Here is an 18,636-nt window from a genome sequence, read left to right as displayed (position 1 = left end):
TCAACCCGCAATCTGCGGTCTATGCTCCAGTGACATTTCCCGCTGGGGCCGTCCGGTATGCCCGCAACGCCAGTCCTGTTGACCCGTCCCGGCCACCTGCTGCTGCTCGGTGTGCTGAGCCTTGGCGGCTGCCTGCGGCTGGGCCCGGATTTCCAGCCGCCGGCCGAGGACTGGAGCAAGCAATGGCAAAGTCCGGCGCTGGAACAGGCCAGCGAACGCGGCACGCTGCCGGACCTGCGCCAATGGTGGCAGGTGTTTGCCGACCCGATCCTCGACCGCTTGATCAGCGACGCCGAAGCCCGCAACAGCAGCCTGAAGATCGCCGGCCTGCGGGTCCTCGAAGCCCGCGCGCAACTGGGCATCGCCGACAGCGGTCGCTACCCGCAGCTGCAACAGGCCAGCGCCGACAGCCTGTACATCGACCGCCACCAGTCCGGCGGCGGCAACCCGCAGGACTTGCACTTCTGGCAGCACAGCGCCGCGTTCGATGTCGGCTGGGAGCTGGATTTCTGGGGTCGTTTCAGCCGCGCCATCGAGTCCGCCGATGCCAGCTACTTCGCCGCCCAGGCCAACTACGAAGACGCCCTCGTGCTGCTGCGCGCTCAAGTGGCTGACACCTACTTTGCCCTGCGCACCACCGAAGCCCGGCTACGGGTCGCCCGGGAAAACGCCGCCCAGCAAAAACGCAATTTCGAGATCACTGAAAAACTCTTTCGCAGCGGCCAGACCGCCGAACTCGACCTGCAACAGGCCAGAACCCAATACCTCGGTACCCTGAGCAGCATTCCGGCGTTCGAAGATCAATTGCTGCGCACCCGCAATGCGCTGGCGGTGCTGGTCGGCCAGCCACCCGGTGGTGCGGCGTTTCTGGCGGAGCAACCGGGGCTGATTCCGCTGGTGGATCGCGCCGTGTTGCAGGACGTCCCGGCCAACCTGCTGCTGCGCCGTCCCGATGTGCGCGCGGCGGAGCTGAACGTTGCAGCGCAATCGGCGCTGGTCGGCGTGGCTGAAACCGATCTGTACCCCTCGCTGACCTTGCTCGGCAGCATCGTCTGGTCCAGCGACACCCTCGGCGCCACCCCGCGCAGCCTCGACCTGATCGGCGGCCCGAGCCTGCGCTGGAACCTGTTCGATTACGGCCGCATCCACAACAACATTCGCGTGCAGGACGCGCGCTTGCAGCAACTGATCGAGGCCTATCGCGACAAAGTCCGCCAGGCCGCCCGCGAAGCCGACGACGCCGCCAGCGGCCTGACCAAAGCGCTGGAACGCGAGCGCATTCTCGGCGAGGCCGAAGGTGCGGCGCGACGTTCGCTGGTGCTGGCCAACACTCAATATCGCGAAGGCTATTCGGATTTTCAGCGGGTGCTCGACGCCCAGCGCGCGTTGCTGGAGCTACAGGACAACTATCTGGTCAGCCGCAGCAACGCCGTGAGCAACCTGATCGCCCTGTACCGCGCCGTGGGCGGCGGCTGGCAAAGCGCCGGGCCGCAAATTGATTCAGCGACCCGGCAGCAGATGCAGCAACGCACCGATTGGGGCGATCTGATGACCGCCCCGCCGCCCCAACCGACCTATCCGATTCCCTCGCAGGTAGACCGCCATGAGTGATGAAGCGCCGCCGGATCCGGCGAAAAAAGGCATCCGCTGGGTGCTGTTGGTGATTGTGCTGAGCCTGGTCTGGTATCTGCTGGCCGACCGTTTTACGCCCTACACCCAGCAGGCGCGGGTCGGCGCGTTCGTGATCCCGGTGGCGGCGGAAGTCGCGGGCCGGGTGATAAAGGTCAACGTGCGCAACAATCAGGACGTGCAGGCCGGCGACATCCTCTTCGAGCTCGATCCGCAGCCGCTGCAGATCGCCGTCGACCGGGCCCGCGCCGATCTGGAAAACACCCGGCGCACGGTCGGCGCCAGCACCGCCGGCATCGCTTCGGCCCAGGCGTCATTACGTGCGGCCCAAGCCAACGAACTCAAGGCGCGCCAGGACAATCGACGGCTGGAAGGCTTGTATAAAGAAGATCCGGGCACGGTGTCCGTGCGGCTTCTGGAAGTCTCCCGGGCCAACCACGAAGCGGCGGTCAGCAAGGTCTCCGCCGCCAAGGCCGAAGTGCTGCGCGCGCAGGAGCAGGAAGGCGGCAACACCGACACCAACGCCAAACTGCTCAGCGCCGCCGCCACACTGGCGAAGGCCGAACTGGATCTGGCCAACACCCGCATCGGCGCGCGTTCGGCGGGCCTGATCACCGACCTGCGTACCGATGTCGGCCAGTTCGCCGCTGCCGGCAGTCCGGTGATGACGCTGATCACGATCCAGGACGTGTGGGTCAGCGCCGACCTCACCGAAAACAACCTCGGCCGGATCAAGCCCGGCACACCGGTTTCGATCATCCTCGACGCCCTGCCCGGCGAAGTGCTCGACGGCCGGGTGCGCAGCGTCGGTTATGGCGTCAGTGTCGGCCAGACACCTCCGCCCGGCACACTGCCGACGATCCAGAACAGCCGCGACTGGCTGCGTCCGGCGCAGCGTTTTCCGGTGATCATCGAGTTCAGCGAGGAGGCGAAAAAGCGCCTGTTCGAGAGTCGTTCGATTCGCGCAGGCGGGCAGGCGGAAGTCATGGCGTTTCCCAGCGAAGGCAATCTGCTCAATCCGCTGGGGCGGGTGTTTGTCTGGCTGATGAGCTGGCTGAGCTATGCCTACTGAGCGGCCTATTGGGCGCAGCGTCCCGGCGCAACGGGCCTTGCGCCTGGCCTGCGGCACTGCGTTGTGCACTGCTGCCAGTTACGGCCTCGCCTTGCCGCTGTCGTTTTTGTCGCCGGTGCTCGCGGTGTTGCTGCTGGCCAGCATGCCTCGACCGTTGCCGGTGAAAATGGCGCTGGTGCTGACGTTGGTCGCCGCATTCACAACCAGTCTCGGGCTGTTGCTGGTGCCGTTGCTGCGGTATTACCCGGTGTGCGGCGTGCTGCTGATCGGTGTTGGGCTGTTTCTGGTATTCACCTACGGCTTGCGCGGCGGCAACGTGCTGATCATGACGTTTCTGGTGATCGGCATGACCATGATCTCCGCCGCCGGTTTTGCCTCATTCGAGCTGGCGATGGCGGTGATCGGCGCGCTGGTCAAAGGCCTGTTGCTGGCCGTCGTCATCGTCGGCCTGAGCCACGTCCTGTTTCCGGAACCGGCCAACAGCCCCGCGCCACAACCCGCTCCCGCCCTGCCCGCTCCCGCCCTGCCCGCCGAAGACGTGCCCCGCGTGGCGATGCGCGCAACGCTGATCGTGCTACCGACCTTCCTGCTGGTGCTGATCGACCCGGCCAGCTACCTGCCGATCATCCTCAAAGCCGTCAGCCTCGGCCAGCAAAGCACCACCACCCGCACCCATCACGCCGGGCGCGAATTGCTCGGCTCGACCTTATTGGGCGGGCTGCTGGCGGTGTTGTTCTGGTGCGCGTTGAGCCTGTTCGTGCACCTGTGGATGTTCTTCCTGTGGATGCTGCTGTTCGGGCTGTTGGTGGCGCGCAAACTCTATCGACTGCACCCGACGCAACTGACGCCGGGGTTCTGGCTCAACACCCTGATCACCATGATCATCCTGCTTGGCCAATCCGTTGAGGACAGCGCGGCGGGCAAGGACGTTTACACCGCGTTTGCGGTGCGGATGGGGCTGTTCATTCTGGTGACGCTCTACAGCGGCGTGATGATGCATCTGCTCGTCGCGCACCGGGAAAGCCGTCAGGGCGTGACCTGATAACCCCGCCCTTGCAGGCATCCTGTGTAGGCGCTTGAACTGGCTGAAGCATCGGTCCGCCGCTGCTCGCGCCGATCCTGCCGCTGCCGCGCCCCGCCAACCACCGCACCGGCCGCAGCCGTCTCTTTGGCTCGGTTCTGGCGGTAATCCTGCTTGCGATCATCGTCCACGGCTTCGTAAAACTCGTCGTGCTGACGACCGCGTACTTCAGCGGCGGTGGCACCGGCAGCGGCACCCACTGCGGCGCCCTTCAACCGACCGCCGGCCTGGGGTGTCGACGTGGTTGAGGTGGACGCGATGGAATGGCAGTCGTTGATGTCGATCTGGGTTTGCTGGGAAGTCTGGCCCTTGAGCGGGACGACGGATTCAGCGCTGGCCTGTGTGGCGCACAGGCACGCTGCGATGAACAGTGAATGACGGAACATGATGACCTCCGACGCGGCGGGGTTGCCTGTGGGGCGGGGTAATCAGGGAGTGTAGTTCACGGGGCGCAATGCCTGTGTTCAAGCGTCCTCCCGCACCCGCCGAACCTGCACCAGCAACGCCGGCGCGAAGTGCAGCACCACCATTCGTGCCAGATGGTGAGTGAGGATAAACACCACATTCAGCCCGCCGGCGAACGCCACAATCGCGATGGTTTCGATGGCCCCAGGCATGTAGGCGAGCCACAGCGACAACGCATCGCTGCCCAGCAACCGTGCCGCCGCCAATGCAAAAACCGCCGCGACCAGAATCATCAAACCCACCGACACCAATGCCGTGCGGCCATGACGTCCCAGTTCCGCGAGGCCCAATCCCTGGAATCGTGAGCCGATTCGCACACCGAGAATCAGCGCCGCCAGATTCAAACTCCAGTCCGGCATGTGAAAACCCTGCAGCCATCCCGATTTCACGAACACGGCGGTGATGATGATTGCCGTCAACATGAACGGCGCGGGCACGCCAACGGCCAGCAGCAATCGCCCGAGCACCACGCTCAAACCGATCACCGACAGCACGGTCAGCGCCATGCCCGTCGACAGCGGCTCGACCTCGGCCGCCGCAACCGGTGCCGTTCCCGGAATCAGCAAACTCACCAGCACCGTGATCAGCAGCAACCGCATCAAGTGCACGATGATCACCTTGCTCGACGCCTGATGCGACTCCAGCAAATCGAACACCGCTGCCAACGCCCCGGGATACACGGCCAGCAAGGCATCCGTGCGATTCCACCCCGCCCCGCGCGACAGCCACCACGCGGCCAGCGCCACTTGCACTGCCAGGCACAGCAGCAATACGCCGAGGCTCGGCAACATCGTCGAGACCGTCGCGCTGTCCCAGGCTTCAAACATCAACCCGGTGGCAATGCCCAGCGTGACCTGGATGTAGCCAAGGCCATAGGGCGTCGCTGGCGCGAATTTGAATTTGGTGACGACCAGTGCCGTCACAAGAATCGAGCCCAACAGCAAACCGTGGGGCACGCCTTCGAACTGCAACAGCGCGCCGAATCCGGCAGCAATCAACAAACACAGAATGGATTTCATGGTCGCCTTCCTGGCTATTCAAGGTGCTTTTCAGTTAAATCAGGCGCGCAACCGTCCAATCGCCCGCCGATATTTTTCGATCCGCTCCAGATCCTCCCAACTCGGCGAGGCAATCCGCGACAGGTCGCTGTTCTCTTCCAGATCGGCCAGCTTCACCACCCGCCCGATCGGGTTCTGCGCCGCGCGCTCGACGAAGTCCTCGTAGGATTCGCCCGGCACTTTGGTCACCGATTCGATGGCGGACAAAACGGCTTCGCTGAAACCTTCCTTGCGCAAATCCTCCAGGCTGATGCCGCAATCCTCGACCACATCGTGCAGCACCGCGACGATGCGTTCTTCCAGGCTGCTCATGCGCAACATGACCTTCAGCGGATGCAAGATGTACGGCGCACCGCCCTTGTCCACCTGCCCCGCGTGGGCCGTGGCGGCAATCGCGATGGCGCGTTCCAGAGTCTGGGTCATGGGGATTTCCTCAGGTCAGACGCCGTACCGGCCGCCAATATAGAAGTGGCGCTTGAACCAGCGCCCAATCGCCAGCAAACGCCCGTGTGGCTGCGCCGGCTCGGCGTAGCGCTGAAGGATCAGCGAGACCAGATCAGCCTGGCTCTCCCCCGAATGCGCGTCCATCAACTCGGCCACCCAGGCGCATCCGGCCTTCTTCAAATGCTCACGCCACTCGCCGGGCCAGCCATCCAGCTCATCCAGCGCCAACCACCGCGCACCACCCTGCGCGACATGCCCGCCGCCAATCGATTGCTCAAAGCAGAATGGGGTTGCCGGGCGCGACAGGTCGATGCTGAAGATGTAGATGTCTTGGGTTTGGTGCTGCGGCGTGGGGGCGTTGTTGCGGCTGCCGATCTGAATCATGCGCGGGTCCGTCCGTGGGAGAGGCATTACAACTTGTTTCGCAGTCTACGACGTGGTGCTGATGGGGGGAACCTTTGGCAGTGAACCTCCTAAAAAGGACGGTTCAGCAACAGGCACTCCTTTGCTCTCTTCGACTTTGGTCTCGCCCCCTTCCCCTGACAAAAACTTACTGGCACTCTGACATCTACGCAAGAGCTCAAGAAGCCCCCAACCCTGCGCAACTCATACAAATCGGCATTTCGCTGACGCGCTGTACTTTCAACAGAACGCCTCCTTGACCAACCAGTACCAGGACAATCAGATGAAATCTTATAAATATGGTGAATTAATATCCAGAATGGAATCAGCCGTAGAGGAAGAGTTCTATCTGGAAGCATGCTGGATTGCTTATTCAATACTTGAAGACCGATTGACATCGATTCTCAAGGAGTCAGGTGGGGGGCACGAAAAAATAAGAATGATGGGACCAAAACTCAAGGAGATCAACACTCGAACAGCCAGTAACTTGAATATGCGGAAAGCGTTTTTCGGGAACATGCTGATCGACGTTGAACAATGGAAAAACAAACGAAACAGCCTGATGCACGCCATGGCAGATGAATCCAGAACAATTTTTGAGATCGACGATGACGCCATGACACTTGCAAAAGAAGGAAAGGAAATTGTACGAACATTATGCGCTGCCTGCAGGCGCTTCAAAAAAATGAATTCAAAGTCCACAGCCTAGCCAATGCCCCCCGGAACGCCCCGCCTTCAACTTTCCACCAAGCAAAAAATTAAAAAATCAATCACTATGCAAACTAAACAAAACCCACCAAAAAACCACCATTACGTTCCGGAGCTGTACCAGAAAGGTTTCTGTCAGGAAAACGGGAAAACCTGGCGATATTTCAAAAAATACAATGATTTCAAAGAAAAATATCCAAGCTCCATATTGTATGAAAAAGACCTGCACACCGTATCGATTCGTCGAAATACCACCGTAATGATTGAGCGGTTCTATTCGCAGATCGAGGATCAGTTTGCCAAGTATCTTAATTTTATTCAGGAAAACGTAGGAAAACCCGAGCTTATTAACGAACTTAAAGACAACGAGAACTTTCTTAATGTACTGAAGTTCATCGTTGCCTTTCAGTTCTGGAGAACACCCTGTCAGACACCCGCAGCGAAGATCTTGTCGGCAAGACTGTTACACTTGTACGACAACGCCAATCCAGAAACTCAAAAACTGCTAAAACAAGACAGACGCTTTATAAAAACCATTCAAAAAAAGTCCAGAAAAGCACAACCACTGAAAGTTGCGCAACACTTGCTGTTGCCCATCCTGGCTTTCGATCACAGCGTCACACTTGGTGAAATTCAATTTTGTTATATCAAGGACGAAAACAAAACGATTTTCACCTCGGACAGACCTGTCTCATATGACACTGAGGCGCTACTGTTCAAGTTCGAAGAGTTTCTGTTTCCCATTTCGAAAAACCTGTTTGTTATCTCGACAAAACGCAGAGCCAAACGGATAGATCTCAAAAAACTGAACAGAATAATTTTCGACAAAGCTCTGAACTATGTCCTGTCTCCCAGCAAGGAACGTTTGGCACAACATGTCCAACTAAGCACATCAACCGAAGAAAAACTATTGATTGCAGACTGCGTGATCGAATCTGAACTAAATTCGTAGGGACATACCCGGATCTGCGCGGGATGTCTGGCAGCAAACCAAGCAGTCCTTGCTAGCTCTCGCAAAAACAACAGCTGACACCCAAGCGGCCATTCCTGGCTCAAGTGTCAGTCTCTCAACAGAACTTGGCCACTCACCCGTATCAAAAATTCGCCGGCGTATTCGCACTAATAATCTCCGCCTCATCCGCTCCAATATTCCGGAACTTGTGCGGCAGCGTCGTCGGGAAGTAATACCCATCCCCCGCACTCAACACGCTCACCTGCCCATCCACCGTCAACTCCACGGTGCCACGGGTCACCAACCCACACTCCTCACCTTCCGCGTGAACAATCGGCTCTTCCCCCGAACTCGCGCCCGGTGCGTATTGCTCGCGCAGCAAGCGCATCTGGCGGCTGGGGACAGAGGCGCCGATCAGGAGCAGGCGCAGGCCGTGGCGGCCGAGGTCGGGTTGTTCGTTGGCGCGGAAGACGTATTGGTGTTCGCGAGGTGGCTGGTCGAAGGTGAAGAAGTCGGCCAGGGACATCGGGATGCCTTCGAGCAGCTTTTTCAGTGAGCTGACGGAAGGACTGACACGATTCTGTTCGATCAGGGAGATGGTGGCATTGGTCACGCCGCTACGCCGGGCCAGCTCGCGCTGGGAGAGTTTGTAGCTTTCGCGTACTAGTTTGAGTCGAGAACCCGTATCCATGACAGCCTTATGTGAGAACGACTTAAGGGTAATGGGGGTGGGTGGCGGGTGCCGCGCAGGTCGCGCGGATCACGTTGCTCCCGTGTCCCGGAACCGTGAAAGGCGGCTATTAAATCACGTTTGTCGGTGTTGCTCAGCAGGTTCGATGGACGGCACATGAAAAAGCCGGCGACGCCCTTTTTGGGGGCGCCGCCGGCGAGGTTAATCAGATGCCGAAACGGTCGCGCAACGAGTAGTACACGGCGCCGAGGGCGGTCAGTGGCGCGGAGAAGGTCCGGCCGCCGAGCATTGGCATGTGCGGCAAGGAGGCGAAGGCGTCGAAGCGTTCGGCGTCGCCACGGATCATTTCCGAGATCAGTTTGCCAGCCAGGTGCGAGCAGGTGACGCCGTGGCCGCTGTAGCCCTGCATGTAGTAGGCGTTTTTCTCGATGCGGCCGAATTGCGGCATGCGTGACATGGTCAGCAGGAAATTGCCGGTCCAGCGGTAGTCGATTTTTACGTCCTTGAGCTGCGGGAAGGTCTTGAGGATCTTCGGGCGGATCAGGGTTTCGATGTCGTCCGGTTCACGGGCGCCGTAGACCACGCCGCCGCCGTAGAGCAGACGGTTGTCGGCGGTGAGGCGGTAGTAGTCGAGCAGGTAGTTGCAGTCTTCGACGCAGTAGTTGTTGGTGATCAGGCTGCGGGCCTGCTTTTCGGTCAACGGTTCGGTGACGCAGATCTGCGAGCCGCACGGCATGCTCTTGGCGGTCACGCGGTTGTCGAGGCCTTGCGGCAGGTAGGCGTTGCCGGCGATCAGCAGGTACTTGGCGCGGACCTGGCCTTTGGCGGTGCACACGACGTTGGGCTCGCCGTACTTGATTTCCACGGCAGCGGATTGCTCGTAGATCTTGCCGCCCAGACGCACGATGGCCGCGGCTTCACCGAGGGCCAGGTTCAGCGGGTGGATGTGGCCGCCCTGCATGTCCAGCAGACCACCGACGTAGGCGTCGGAACCGACTTCGCGGCGGATGTCCGCAGCGTCGAGCATCTTCAGGTTTTTATTTCCGTAACGTTCCCAGCTACGTTTTTGTTCGGCCAGGCCGTTCAATTGTTTCTTGTTCATCGCCGCGAAAATTCCGCCCGGGCGGTAGTCGCACTTGATGTCGTATTCCTTGATGCGCGAACGGATGATGTCGGCGCCTTCGAAGATCATGCTGCCGAGGATTTCGGCGGTCTTGTCGCCGTAGCGCTCTTCGATCACGTCGACGTCGCGGCTGTAGGAGTTGACCAGTTGGCCGCCATTGCGACCGCTGGCGCCGTAGCCGACTTTCGCCGCTTCCAGCACCGTCACCTTGTAGCCGGCTTCGCTCAGGAACAGCGCCGAGGACAGGCCGGTGTAGCCGGCGCCGATGATGCAGACATCGCACTCCACCGATTCTTCGAGGATCGGGAAATCGATCACTTCGTTGCGGGTGGCGGCGTAGTAGCTGTTCACGTGTTGTTGTTTCATTTTTTTATTCTCCGAGGGTCGCCGGTTGCAGGCGACCACCGCTGTAAAAGAGTCAGAGCTTGATCCAGGTCGCTTTCAGCTCGGTGTACTTGTCGAACGCGTGCAGCGATTTGTCGCGACCGTTGCCCGACTGTTTGAAGCCACCGAACGGCGCGGTCATGTCGCCGCCGTCGTACTGGTTGACCCACACGCTGCCGGCGCGCAGGCCACGGGCGAAGGTGTGGGCCTTGCTCAGGTTGCTGGTCCAGACCCCGGCGGCGAGGCCGAAGATGCTGTCGTTGGCGATGTGCAGCGCTTCCTCAACGGTGTCGAAGGTGATCAGCGACAGCACCGGGCCGAAGATTTCTTCCTTGGCGATGGTCATCGCGTTGGTCACGCCGTCGAAAATCGTCGGCTCAATGTAGGTGCCGCCGGTTTCTTCGAGAGTACGTCGGCCGCCGGCGATCAGCTCGGCGCCCTGCTCCCGGCCGATGCTGATGTAGCGCAGCACGTTGTCCAGTTGACGCTGATCGACCACGGCGCCGACGGTGGTCGCCGGATCCAGTGCGTGACCCGGTTTCCACGCTTGCAGCGCTTCCACCAGCAGCGGGATGAATTGCTCGCGGATCGAACGCTCCACCAGCAGGCGCGAGCCGGCGGTGCAGACTTCGCCCTGGTTGAACGCAATGGCGCCGGCCGCCGCTTGTGCTGCCGCGCGCAAGTCCGGTGCGTCGGCAAACACCACGTTCGGGCTCTTGCCCCCTGCTTCGAGCCAGACGCGTTTCATGTTGCTTTGGCCGGCATAAATCATCAGTTGCTTGGCAATCGCGGTGGAACCGGTGAAGGCCAGAACATCGACGTCCATGTGCAACGCCAGCGCCTTGCCAACGGTGTGGCCGAAGCCTGGCAGGACGTTGAACACGCCTTTCGGAATGCCCGCGTCCAGCGCCAGTTGCGCGATACGGATCGCGGTCAGCGGGGATTTTTCCGAAGGTTTGAGGATGAACGAGTTACCCGCCGCCAATGCCGGGGCAAATTTCCAGCTGGCCATGATCAGCGGGAAGTTCCACGGCACGATCGCAGCAACAACGCCGGACGGCTCGCGGGTTACCAGACCGAGTTGATCGTGCGGGGTGGCGGCGACTTCGTCGTAGATCTTGTCGATGGCTTCGGCGCTCCAGCGGATCGCGTTGGCGGTCGCCGGGATGTCGATGCTCATCGAGTCGCTGATCGGTTTGCCCATGTCGAGGGTTTCGAGCAGCGCCAGTTCTTCCTGATGTTGCAGGATCAGATCGGCGAAGCGGATCAGGATGCGCTTGCGCTCGGCCGGGGCCTTGTTCGCCCACACGCCGGAGTTGAAGGATTGGCGCGCGGCTTCGACGGCGAGGTTGGCGTCGGCTTCATCGGTGCTGGCGACGGAGGCCAGAAAACGGCCGTCGACGGGGCTCAGGCATTCGAAGGTTTCGCCGCTGATGGCCGGGCGGTATTCGCCGTTGATGAAGGCACGGGATTCGAGGGTCAGGGACTGGAAGCGTTGTTCCCAGTCGTTGCGGGTCGTTGTCATGGTGGTGGCTCGACGCGGGGGAATTTGGGGGTGTCTGGTGTGTGTGTGTTCGGCTTGAGATGGCTGCCCTCACCCTAGCCCTCTCCCGGAGGTAGAGGGGACCGACCGGGGGATGCTGGAGAGCTCCTCCGACCTGAAACATCTCTTCCGAATCCATAATCGACTGGATCGGTCAGGTCGCCGGATATCCCGAGACAACTCGGTCAGTCCCCTCTCCCCCTGGGAGAGGGTTAGGGTGAGGGGCTTTTGAAGGCCTCACACCGTATGCAGATACCAGTTGTACTCAAGGTCAGAGATCGAGTTTTCGAACTCGGCCAGCTCGCTTTCCTTGCACGCGACGAACACGTCGATGTACATCGGGTCGATGTAGCGGGCCATGACTTCGCTGTCGTCCAGCTCACGCAGGGCGTCGCGCAGGTTGTTCGGCAGGCTCTGTTCGTTCTGCTCGTAGCTGTTGCCTTCGACCGGGGCGCCCGGTTCGATTTCGTTGGTCAGGCCGTGGTGAATACCGGCCAGCACGGAAGCCATCAGCAGGTACGGGTTGGCGTCGGCACCGGCTACGCGGTGCTCGATGCGCACGGCGTCCGGCGAACCGGTCGGCACACGGACAGCCACGGTGCGGTTGTCGATGCCCCAGCTCGGCGAGTTCGGCACGTAGAACTGTGCGCCGAAACGGCGGTACGAGTTGACGTTCGGGCACAGGAAGGCCATTTGCGCAGGCAGGGTCTCCAGCACACCGCCGATCGCGTGGCGTAGCGCGGCGTTCTGCTCGGGATCCTCGCTGGCGAAGATGTTGTTGCCTTCTTTATCCAGAATCGAAATGTGCACGTGCAGACCGTTGCCCGCCTGGCCCGGATACGGCTTGGCCATGAAGGTGGTGTCCATCTCGTGGTCGTAGGCGATGTTCTTCACCAGACGCTTGAGCAGGACGGCGTAGTCGCACGCCTTGATCGGATCGGACACGTGGTGCAGGTTGACTTCGAACTGCGCCGGGGCGCTTTCCTTGACGATGGCGTCGGCAGGAATGCCCTGCTCTTTCGCGCCTTCGAGGATGTCTTGCAGGCAGTCGACGTACTCGTCGAGGTCGTCGATCAGGTAAACCTGGGTCGATACCGGACGCTTGCCCGACACCGGCGAACGCGGCGATTGCGGACGGCCGTTCACGTTGTCCTGGTCGATCAGGTAGAACTCGAGTTCGAACGCGGCGCAGATGGTCAGGCCCATTTCGTCGAACTTGCGCACCACGTTGGCCAGCACTTCACGCGGGTCGGCGAAGAACGGCTCGCCTTCCAGTTCGTGCATGGTCATCAGCAGTTGTGCGGTCGGGCGCTTCTGCCAGGGCTCGATGCTCAGGGTGCCAGGGATCGGGTAGCAGATACGGTCGGAGTCGCCGATGTCCAGGCCCAGACCGGTGCTTTCCACCGTGGAGCCATTGATGTCGAGGGCAAAGAGCGAGGCCGGCAGATTGATGCCTTTCTCGTAAACCTTATGAAGACTGGTGCGCTCGATGCGCTTGCCGCGCACCACACCGTTCATGTCTGCAATCAGAAGGTCGACGTACAAAACCTCAGGATGTTTCTTAAGGAATGCGTTTGCTTCGTTGAGTTGAACGGCACGCAGAGGGACCGACATGATGCACCTATTTAGCTGTTAATTATTATGTTCACTGCTGTTTCGCCGAGCCAGTCAACCCGAACGGCAAAGTGAAGTCAATAGCGAACATAGGGCCGCTCAGCGTTTATTTTTCGGGCTTTTTTTAACACTCTCGTGCCAAAGCAGGCGCCAGAGCCCCGGTCTTGATGAAGATTTGATGAACGGCGTTTAGAATTTTTTACATGGGAGTTGTTAATTAAAATCAACGAGGCTAAGCTCCGGAAAAGCTCGTTCAAGTGTCAAACTTCGAGGTGAATAAAAATGGCATTCAAGCCATTGATCGGCGTTACTGCGTGCGTCAAACAGATTGGCCTGCACCCCTATCACATCAGCGGCGACAAGTACGTTCGCGCTGTCAGCGTTGCGGCGCTGGGGTTGCCCGTCGTCATTCCTTCCCTTGGCAAACTGACTGAAATCGAAGACCTGCTGGGTCAGCTCGACGGTCTGTTGCTGACCGGCTCGCCGTCCAACGTGGAACCTTTCCACTATCAGGGCCCGGACAGCGCTCCCGGCACGGATCACGATCCGGCGCGGGATGCCACTACCCTTCCTCTATTGCGTGCAGCCATCGCGGCGGGCGTTCCGGTACTCGGCATCTGCCGGGGCTTCCAGGAAATGAACGTGGCGTTCGGCGGCAGCCTGCATCAGAAAGTGCATGAGCTGCCGGGCATGCTCGATCACCGCGAAGCCGACAGCCCGGATGTCGCCGTGCAGTACGCCCCGGCCCATGCCGTGACGGTGCTGGCCGGCGGCGTGTTCGAAGCGCTGGAGCTGCCGGGCGAATTCCAGGTCAATTCGATTCACAGTCAAGGCATCGACCGCCTCGCTCCCGGCCTGCGCGCCGAAGCCGTGGCGCCGGACGGCCTGATCGAGGCGGTCTCGGTGGAGCACAGCCCGACCTTCGCCCTCGGCGTGCAATGGCACCCGGAATGGCAAGTGCTGGACAACCCGAACTACCTGCGGATTTTCCAGGCATTCGGCGAGGCTTGCCGCCAGCGTGCGGCGCGACGCAACCAGCGCTGACGCCACCCAACGATTGCAAAAACATTTACTGCCCCCGCGGGGTCGGCGGCTGCGCGTTTGCGCATCCGTCATCCGCGATCAGCAACACACCGCGAAAACAAAAAGCACCACCCGGCAGCCAGGACGGCGGCGCCGAACAACCCGCACGGTGCGGGTCTGCAATCCACTCTTAAGCCAGGCCGCGTTGGCCCGGCGACTGAAACCTGTTGGGAGTTTCACATGGCAAACGCCTCCAGCACTTACAGGAAGGCTCTTGAAGGTCATCAGCAACCGAAAAAGGTTCTGGTGAAGGTCGATCGAGTCACCAAGAAGTTCGACGAAACCACTGCGGTGGACGATGTGTCCCTGGAGATCCATCAGGGCGAAATCTTTGCCCTGCTCGGCGGCTCCGGCTCGGGCAAATCGACCCTGTTGCGCATGCTCGCCGGTTTCGAACGGCCGACTGAAGGACGCATTCTGCTCGACGGTGTGGACATCACCGACATGCCGCCGTACGAGCGGCCGATCAACATGATGTTCCAGTCCTACGCCCTGTTCCCGCACATGACTGTCGCGCAGAACATCGCCTTCGGCCTCAAGCAGGACCGTTTGCCGGCCAGCGAAATCGACGCCCGCGTCGAAGAAATGCTGCGCCTCGTCCACATGACCCAATACGCCAAGCGTCGCCCGCATCAACTGTCCGGCGGTCAGCGTCAGCGCGTGGCCCTCGCCCGCTCCCTGGCCAAGCGTCCGAAGCTGTTGCTGCTCGACGAACCGATGGGCGCGCTGGATAAAAAGCTGCGCTCGCAAATGCAGCTTGAGCTGGTTGAGATCATCGAACGCGTCGGCGTGACCTGCGTGATGGTGACCCACGACCAGGAAGAGGCCATGACCATGGCCGAGCGCATCGCGATCATGCACCTGGGCTGGATCGCCCAGATCGGCAGCCCGGTCGACATCTATGAAGCGCCGGTCAGCCGCATGGTCTGCGAATTCATCGGTAACGTGAACGCCTTCGACGGCACCGTAGTCGAGGACCTCGAAGGCCACGCGATCATTCACAGCCCGGACTTGCAGCAAAAGATCTACGTCGGTCATGGCGTCAGCACTTCGGTGCAGGACAAGTCGATCACCTACGCGATCCGCCCGGAAAAAATGCTCGTCAGCACGATCAAGCCGGAGACCCGCTACAACTGGTCCGAAGGCAAGGTGCATGACATCGCCTACCTCGGCGGCCACTCGGTGTTCTACGTCGAATTGCCGAGCGGCAAGATCGTCCAGTCGTTCATGGCCAACGCCGAACGCCGTGGCGCGCGGCCGACCTGGGACGACAAGGTCTACGTCTGGTGGGAAGACGACAGCGGCGTGGTACTGCGCTCATGAGAACCTTCAATCAGCAATTCCTGCGCCTGGTGCCCAGCGGGCGAAAGTTCGTCATCGGCATCCCGTTCATCTGGCTGTTTCTGTTCTTCATGCTGCCGTTCTTTCTGGTGATGAAGATCAGCTTCTCGGAAGCCGCGCTGTCGATCCCGCCGTACTCGGAGATCTACACCTACGCCGAACAGAAATTCCAGCTGTTCCTGAACATCGGCAACTACACCATGCTCGGCGAAGACGAGCTGTACCTGTCGGCGTATCTCGGTTCGCTGAAGGTGGCGCTGCTCAGTACGCTGATGTGTCTGGTGATCGGTTTCCCGATGGCCTACGCGATCACCAAGACCGGCAAGGAAACGCAAAACGTCCTGCTGCTGTTGATCATGATGCCGACCTGGACCGCGATCCTGATCCGCGTCTATGCATGGATGGGCATCCTTAGCAACAACGGTCTGCTCAACGCGTTCCTGATGTGGACCGGGCTCACCGATCACCCGATCGAGATCCTCAACACCAACACAGCGGTGTATATCGGCGTGGTCTACGCCTACCTGCCGTTCATGGTGCTGCCGCTCTACGCCAACCTGGTGAAGCACGACGGCAGCCTGCTGGAAGCCGCGCAGGATCTAGGTTCGAGCAACTTCAACAACTTCTGGAAAATCACCGTGCCGCTGGCCAAGAACGGGATCATCGCCGGATGCATGCTGGTGTTCATTCCGGTGGTGGGCGAGTTCGTGATTCCGGAACTGCTGGGCGGCCCGGAGACCCTGATGATCGGTCGCGTGCTGTGGCAAGAGTTCTTCAATAACCGCGACTGGCCGGTGGCGTCTGCCCTGGCGGTGGTGATGCTGTTGATCCTGATTGTGCCGATTCTGCTGTTCAACCGCAGCCAGGCCAAAGAGATGGAGGCACGGGGATGAAACGCTTCGGATTTTCAAAGTTCATGCTGATCTTCGGCCTGACGTTCATTTATCTGCCGATGCTGATTCTGGTGATCTACTCGTTCAACGCCTCGAAACTGGTGACGGTGTGGGGCGGGTGGTCGGTGAAGTGGTACGCCGGCCTGCTCGACAACACCCAACTGATGGGCTCGGTGGTGCGCTCGCTGGAAATCGCCTGCTACACCGCGATTGCTGCCGTGGCGTTGGGCACCCTCGCCGCTTTCGTGCTGACCCGCGTTACACGCTTCAAAGGTCGCACGCTGTTCGGTGGTCTGGTCACCGCGCCGCTGGTGATGCCTGAGGTGATTACCGGTCTGTCGCTGTTGCTGCTGTTCGTGGCGATGGCGCAACTGATCGGCTGGCCGCAGGAGCGTGGCATCGTCACGATCTGGATCGCCCACACCACGTTTTGTGCCGCTTATGTGGCGGTGGTAGTCTCCGCCCGCTTGCGCGAGCTGGACCTGTCGATCGAAGAAGCGGCGATGGATCTGGGCGCGAAACCGTTCAAGGTGTTTTTCCTGATCACCATCCCGATGATCGCGCCGTCGCTGGCGGCGGGCGGCATGATGTCGTTCGCCCTGTCGCTGGACGATCTGGTGTTGGCTAGCTTTGTGTCCGGCCCGGGTTCCACCACCCTGCCGATGGAAGTGTTCTCGGCCGTGCGTCTGGGCGTGAAGCCCGAGATCAACGCCGTGGCCAGCCTGATTCTGCTGGCGGTGTCGCTGGTGACCTTCCTGGTCTGGTACTTCGGCCGCAAGGCAGAAGCCAACCGCAAGCGTGCGATTCAGGAAGCGATGGATCAGACCGCCAACGAATCGTGGCAGCAACCGCAACCTCAACGAGTGGCAGCGACGGCCTAGGGCCGTCGCGTTTTACGGCTTTGCGCTTTTGCTTAAAAGCTTTTGAATAAAAAGAATGGAGTTTCACCGATGAAAATGTTTGGCAGGACTCTGCTGACACTGTCCTTATTGGGCGCAATCGCCACGGGCGCCCAGGCCAACGACAAGGTGCTGCGCGTTTACAACTGGTCGGATTACATCGCCCCGGACACCGTCAAGAAGTTCGAGGACGAGACCGGCATCCGCGTGACCTACGATGTGTTCGACAGCAATGAAACCCTAGAGGCACGTCTGCTCGCGGGTAAATCCGGCTACGACATCGTGGTGCCGTCCAACAGTTTCCTGGCCAAGCAGATCAAGGCCGGGGTCTATCAGACCCTGGACAAATCGAAGCTGCCAAACTGGAAAAACCTCAACCCGGTGCTGCTGAAAAACGCCTCCGCCAGTGATCCGGACAACGCCCACGCGTTCCCGTACATGTGGGGCTCGATCGGCATCGGCTTCAACCCGGACAAGGTCAAGGAAGTGCTCGGCAAGAATGCACCGACCAATTCCTGGGACCTGCTGTTCAAACCGGAAAACGCCGAGAAGCTGAAGGCCTGCGGTATCAGCTTCCTCGACTCGCCGACCGAAATGCTCCCGGCCGCCCTGCACTACCTGGGCTATCCGGTGAACGACAAGGACGTGAAGCACATCGCCGAAGCCGAAGCGTTGTTCATGAAGATCCGGCCGTCGGTGGCGTACTTCCATTCGTCCAAGTACATCTCCGATCTGGCCAACGGCAACATCTGCGTCGCGGTCGGTTACTCGGGTGACGTGCTGCAGGCCAAGGCCCGCGCGGTGGAATCGGGCAACAAGGTCGAGATCGACTACAGCATTCCCAAGGAAGGCGCCGGCAGTTTCTATGACATGGTCGCCATCCCGCGCGATGCCGCCAACGTCGAAAACGCCTACCTGTTCATGAACTTCCTGATGCGCCCGGACATCATCGCCGAAGTCACCAACAGCATCGGCTACAGCAACGCCAACGAAGCCGCGACGCCGCTGGTGGATGAAGCGATCCGCAACGATCCGGGTTCGTACCCGCCACAAGCGGTGATGGCCACGTTGTATGCGGTGCCGGATCAACCGATTGCCACGCAACGGATCATGACCCGGGGCTGGACCCGGGTGAAACTCGGCAAGTAATGGCACCACGATCGTTCCCACGTCGAGGCGTCGAACCGTCCGCGTGGGAACGATCAGTCAGTATCGATTTCCGTTCATGCAGCGCCTTACCACCGCTGCCCCCTG

18 protein-coding genes are annotated in these 18,636 nt (G+C 60.4%); 10 read left to right on the top strand and 8 right to left on the bottom strand.

Annotation, left to right across the window (positions count from 1 at the left end; translation table 11 throughout):
• Window positions 1-57: 57 nt before the first annotated feature.
• The 3 genes from M5G18_RS05370 to M5G18_RS05360 are packed head-to-tail and all read left to right on the top strand — an operon-like array spanning window position 58 to window position 3,743.
• Complete coding sequence (locus tag M5G18_RS05370) at window positions 58-1,611, top strand: TolC family protein (protein ID WP_273897189.1); 1,554 nt, start codon at window positions 58-60, stop codon at window positions 1,609-1,611.
• Window positions 1,604-2,701, top strand: coding sequence for an HlyD family secretion protein (locus M5G18_RS05365; RefSeq protein WP_273897188.1), 1,098 nt, complete (start codon window positions 1,604-1,606; stop codon window positions 2,699-2,701). The genes M5G18_RS05370 and M5G18_RS05365 overlap by 8 nt, the downstream gene beginning before the upstream one ends.
• Complete coding sequence (locus tag M5G18_RS05360) at window positions 2,691-3,743, top strand: DUF2955 domain-containing protein (RefSeq protein ID WP_273897187.1); 1,053 nt, start codon at window positions 2,691-2,693, stop codon at window positions 3,741-3,743. The genes M5G18_RS05365 and M5G18_RS05360 overlap by 11 nt, the downstream gene beginning before the upstream one ends.
• On the opposite strand, the gene M5G18_RS05355 is transcribed toward M5G18_RS05360, so the two are convergent.
• From M5G18_RS05355 to M5G18_RS05340, 4 genes are all read right to left on the bottom strand, one after another.
• A complete protein-coding gene (locus tag M5G18_RS05355) occupies window positions 3,728-4,168 on the bottom strand; it encodes a YMGG-like glycine zipper-containing protein (RefSeq protein ID WP_007957067.1) in 441 nt (146 codons plus the stop codon). The genes M5G18_RS05360 and M5G18_RS05355 overlap by 16 nt on opposite strands.
• A 78-nt stretch (window positions 4,169-4,246) precedes the next feature.
• Entirely contained in the window at window positions 4,247-5,266 is a 1,020-nt protein-coding gene (locus M5G18_RS05350; RefSeq protein ID WP_273897186.1) for an AbrB family transcriptional regulator, read from the bottom strand.
• A 39-nt stretch (window positions 5,267-5,305) separates the two neighbouring features.
• Window positions 5,306-5,728, bottom strand: coding sequence for an HD domain-containing protein (locus M5G18_RS05345; protein ID WP_064382327.1), 423 nt, complete (start codon window positions 5,726-5,728; stop codon window positions 5,306-5,308).
• A 15-nt stretch (window positions 5,729-5,743) separates the two neighbouring features.
• The gene (locus M5G18_RS05340) at window positions 5,744-6,133 is read right to left on the bottom strand and encodes a hypothetical protein (RefSeq protein WP_273897185.1); all 390 of its coding nucleotides are present in this window, start codon (window positions 6,131-6,133) and stop codon (window positions 5,744-5,746) included.
• A gap of 301 nt (window positions 6,134-6,434) precedes the next feature.
• Here M5G18_RS05340 and M5G18_RS05335 point away from each other — a divergent pair, with 301 nt between their 5' ends.
• A complete protein-coding gene (locus M5G18_RS05335; protein ID WP_273897184.1) occupies window positions 6,435-6,860 on the top strand; it encodes a hypothetical protein in 426 nt (141 codons plus the stop codon).
• A gap of 66 nt (window positions 6,861-6,926) precedes the next feature.
• The gene (locus M5G18_RS05330; RefSeq protein ID WP_273897183.1) at window positions 6,927-7,811 is read left to right on the top strand and encodes a DUF4238 domain-containing protein; all 885 of its coding nucleotides are present in this window, start codon (window positions 6,927-6,929) and stop codon (window positions 7,809-7,811) included.
• Between the two features lie 142 nt (window positions 7,812-7,953).
• On the opposite strand, the gene M5G18_RS05325 is transcribed toward M5G18_RS05330, so the two are convergent.
• From M5G18_RS05325 to M5G18_RS05310, 4 genes are all read right to left on the bottom strand, one after another.
• Window positions 7,954-8,502 (bottom strand): cupin domain-containing protein, encoded by a 549-nt coding sequence (locus M5G18_RS05325; RefSeq protein WP_011333561.1) that lies wholly within the window; start codon window positions 8,500-8,502, stop codon window positions 7,954-7,956.
• A 205-nt stretch (window positions 8,503-8,707) separates the two neighbouring features.
• Window positions 8,708-9,991, bottom strand: a complete 1,284-nt coding sequence (locus M5G18_RS05320; RefSeq protein WP_273897182.1) for an NAD(P)/FAD-dependent oxidoreductase — start codon at window positions 9,989-9,991, stop codon at window positions 8,708-8,710.
• A gap of 52 nt (window positions 9,992-10,043) precedes the next feature.
• Complete coding sequence (locus M5G18_RS05315) at window positions 10,044-11,534, bottom strand: aldehyde dehydrogenase (RefSeq protein ID WP_064595397.1); 1,491 nt, start codon at window positions 11,532-11,534, stop codon at window positions 10,044-10,046.
• A gap of 255 nt (window positions 11,535-11,789) precedes the next feature.
• Window positions 11,790-13,166, bottom strand: coding sequence for a glutamine synthetase family protein (locus M5G18_RS05310; protein WP_007957099.1), 1,377 nt, complete (start codon window positions 13,164-13,166; stop codon window positions 11,790-11,792).
• 282 nt (window positions 13,167-13,448) lie between these two features.
• On the opposite strand from M5G18_RS05310, the gene M5G18_RS05305 reads away from it, so the two are divergent.
• The 5 genes from M5G18_RS05305 (at window position 13,449) to M5G18_RS05285 (ending at window position 18,531) form a co-directional block, all read left to right on the top strand.
• On the top strand, window positions 13,449-14,210 hold the full coding sequence (locus M5G18_RS05305) for a gamma-glutamyl-gamma-aminobutyrate hydrolase family protein (RefSeq protein ID WP_007957108.1): 762 nt from the start codon (window positions 13,449-13,451) through the stop codon (window positions 14,208-14,210).
• Window positions 14,211-14,429: 219 nt separating this feature from the next.
• Entirely contained in the window at window positions 14,430-15,572 is a 1,143-nt protein-coding gene (gene potA, locus M5G18_RS05300) for a polyamine ABC transporter ATP-binding protein (RefSeq protein ID WP_007957110.1), read from the top strand.
• Window positions 15,569-16,483 carry an ABC transporter permease subunit gene (locus M5G18_RS05295; RefSeq protein ID WP_007957117.1) on the top strand — a complete coding sequence of 305 codons (915 nt, stop codon included), beginning with the start codon at window positions 15,569-15,571 and terminating at the stop codon, window positions 16,481-16,483. Before potA ends, M5G18_RS05295 begins: the two co-directional genes overlap by 4 nt.
• Window positions 16,480-17,364: an ABC transporter permease subunit gene (locus M5G18_RS05290; protein ID WP_273897181.1), complete on the top strand. Its 885-nt coding sequence runs from the start codon at window positions 16,480-16,482 to the stop codon at window positions 17,362-17,364. The genes M5G18_RS05295 and M5G18_RS05290 overlap by 4 nt, the downstream gene beginning before the upstream one ends.
• A gap of 69 nt (window positions 17,365-17,433) precedes the next feature.
• Entirely contained in the window at window positions 17,434-18,531 is a 1,098-nt protein-coding gene (locus tag M5G18_RS05285) for a polyamine ABC transporter substrate-binding protein (RefSeq protein ID WP_039770922.1), read from the top strand.
• Window positions 18,532-18,636: the final 105 nt, after the last annotated feature.

Origin of the sequence: Pseudomonas aphyarum (genome assembly GCF_028657055.1) — a bacterium.
In the GTDB taxonomy this organism is placed as follows: Bacteria; Pseudomonadota; Gammaproteobacteria; order Pseudomonadales; family Pseudomonadaceae; genus Aquipseudomonas; species Aquipseudomonas aphyarum.
The sequence above is the reverse complement of the archived record's forward strand: the minus strand, read 5'-3'. Positions and strand labels throughout refer to the sequence as shown.

What these genes read in the sequence shown, in the direction of transcription:
- M5G18_RS05310 (WP_007957099.1), bottom strand. Translation starts at nt 13,166, where the DNA reads ATGTCGGTCCCTCTGCGTGCCGTTCAACTCAACGAAGCAAACGCATTC.
- M5G18_RS05325 (WP_011333561.1), bottom strand. Translation starts at nt 8,502, where the DNA reads ATGGATACGGGTTCTCGACTCAAACTAGTACGCGAAAGCTACAAACTC.
- M5G18_RS05355 (WP_007957067.1), bottom strand. Translation starts at nt 4,168, where the DNA reads ATGTTCCGTCATTCACTGTTCATCGCAGCGTGCCTGTGCGCCACACAG.
- M5G18_RS05285 (WP_039770922.1), top strand. Translation starts at nt 17,434, where the DNA reads ATGAAAATGTTTGGCAGGACTCTGCTGACACTGTCCTTATTGGGCGCA.
- M5G18_RS05335 (WP_273897184.1), top strand. Translation starts at nt 6,435, where the DNA reads ATGAAATCTTATAAATATGGTGAATTAATATCCAGAATGGAATCAGCC.
- M5G18_RS05295 (WP_007957117.1), top strand. Translation starts at nt 15,569, where the DNA reads ATGAGAACCTTCAATCAGCAATTCCTGCGCCTGGTGCCCAGCGGGCGA.
- M5G18_RS05320 (WP_273897182.1), bottom strand. Translation starts at nt 9,991, where the DNA reads ATGAAACAACAACACGTGAACAGCTACTACGCCGCCACCCGCAACGAA.
- M5G18_RS05290 (WP_273897181.1), top strand. Translation starts at nt 16,480, where the DNA reads ATGAAACGCTTCGGATTTTCAAAGTTCATGCTGATCTTCGGCCTGACG.
- M5G18_RS05360 (WP_273897187.1), top strand. Translation starts at nt 2,691, where the DNA reads ATGCCTACTGAGCGGCCTATTGGGCGCAGCGTCCCGGCGCAACGGGCC.
- M5G18_RS05365 (WP_273897188.1), top strand. Translation starts at nt 1,604, where the DNA reads ATGAGTGATGAAGCGCCGCCGGATCCGGCGAAAAAAGGCATCCGCTGG.
- M5G18_RS05305 (WP_007957108.1), top strand. Translation starts at nt 13,449, where the DNA reads ATGGCATTCAAGCCATTGATCGGCGTTACTGCGTGCGTCAAACAGATT.
- M5G18_RS05345 (WP_064382327.1), bottom strand. Translation starts at nt 5,728, where the DNA reads ATGACCCAGACTCTGGAACGCGCCATCGCGATTGCCGCCACGGCCCAC.
- M5G18_RS05350 (WP_273897186.1), bottom strand. Translation starts at nt 5,266, where the DNA reads ATGAAATCCATTCTGTGTTTGTTGATTGCTGCCGGATTCGGCGCGCTG.
- M5G18_RS05340 (WP_273897185.1), bottom strand. Translation starts at nt 6,133, where the DNA reads ATGATTCAGATCGGCAGCCGCAACAACGCCCCCACGCCGCAGCACCAA.
- M5G18_RS05330 (WP_273897183.1), top strand. Translation starts at nt 6,927, where the DNA reads ATGCAAACTAAACAAAACCCACCAAAAAACCACCATTACGTTCCGGAG.
- M5G18_RS05315 (WP_064595397.1), bottom strand. Translation starts at nt 11,534, where the DNA reads ATGACAACGACCCGCAACGACTGGGAACAACGCTTCCAGTCCCTGACC.
- potA (WP_007957110.1), top strand. Translation starts at nt 14,430, where the DNA reads ATGGCAAACGCCTCCAGCACTTACAGGAAGGCTCTTGAAGGTCATCAG.
- M5G18_RS05370 (WP_273897189.1), top strand. Translation starts at nt 58, where the DNA reads ATGCCCGCAACGCCAGTCCTGTTGACCCGTCCCGGCCACCTGCTGCTG.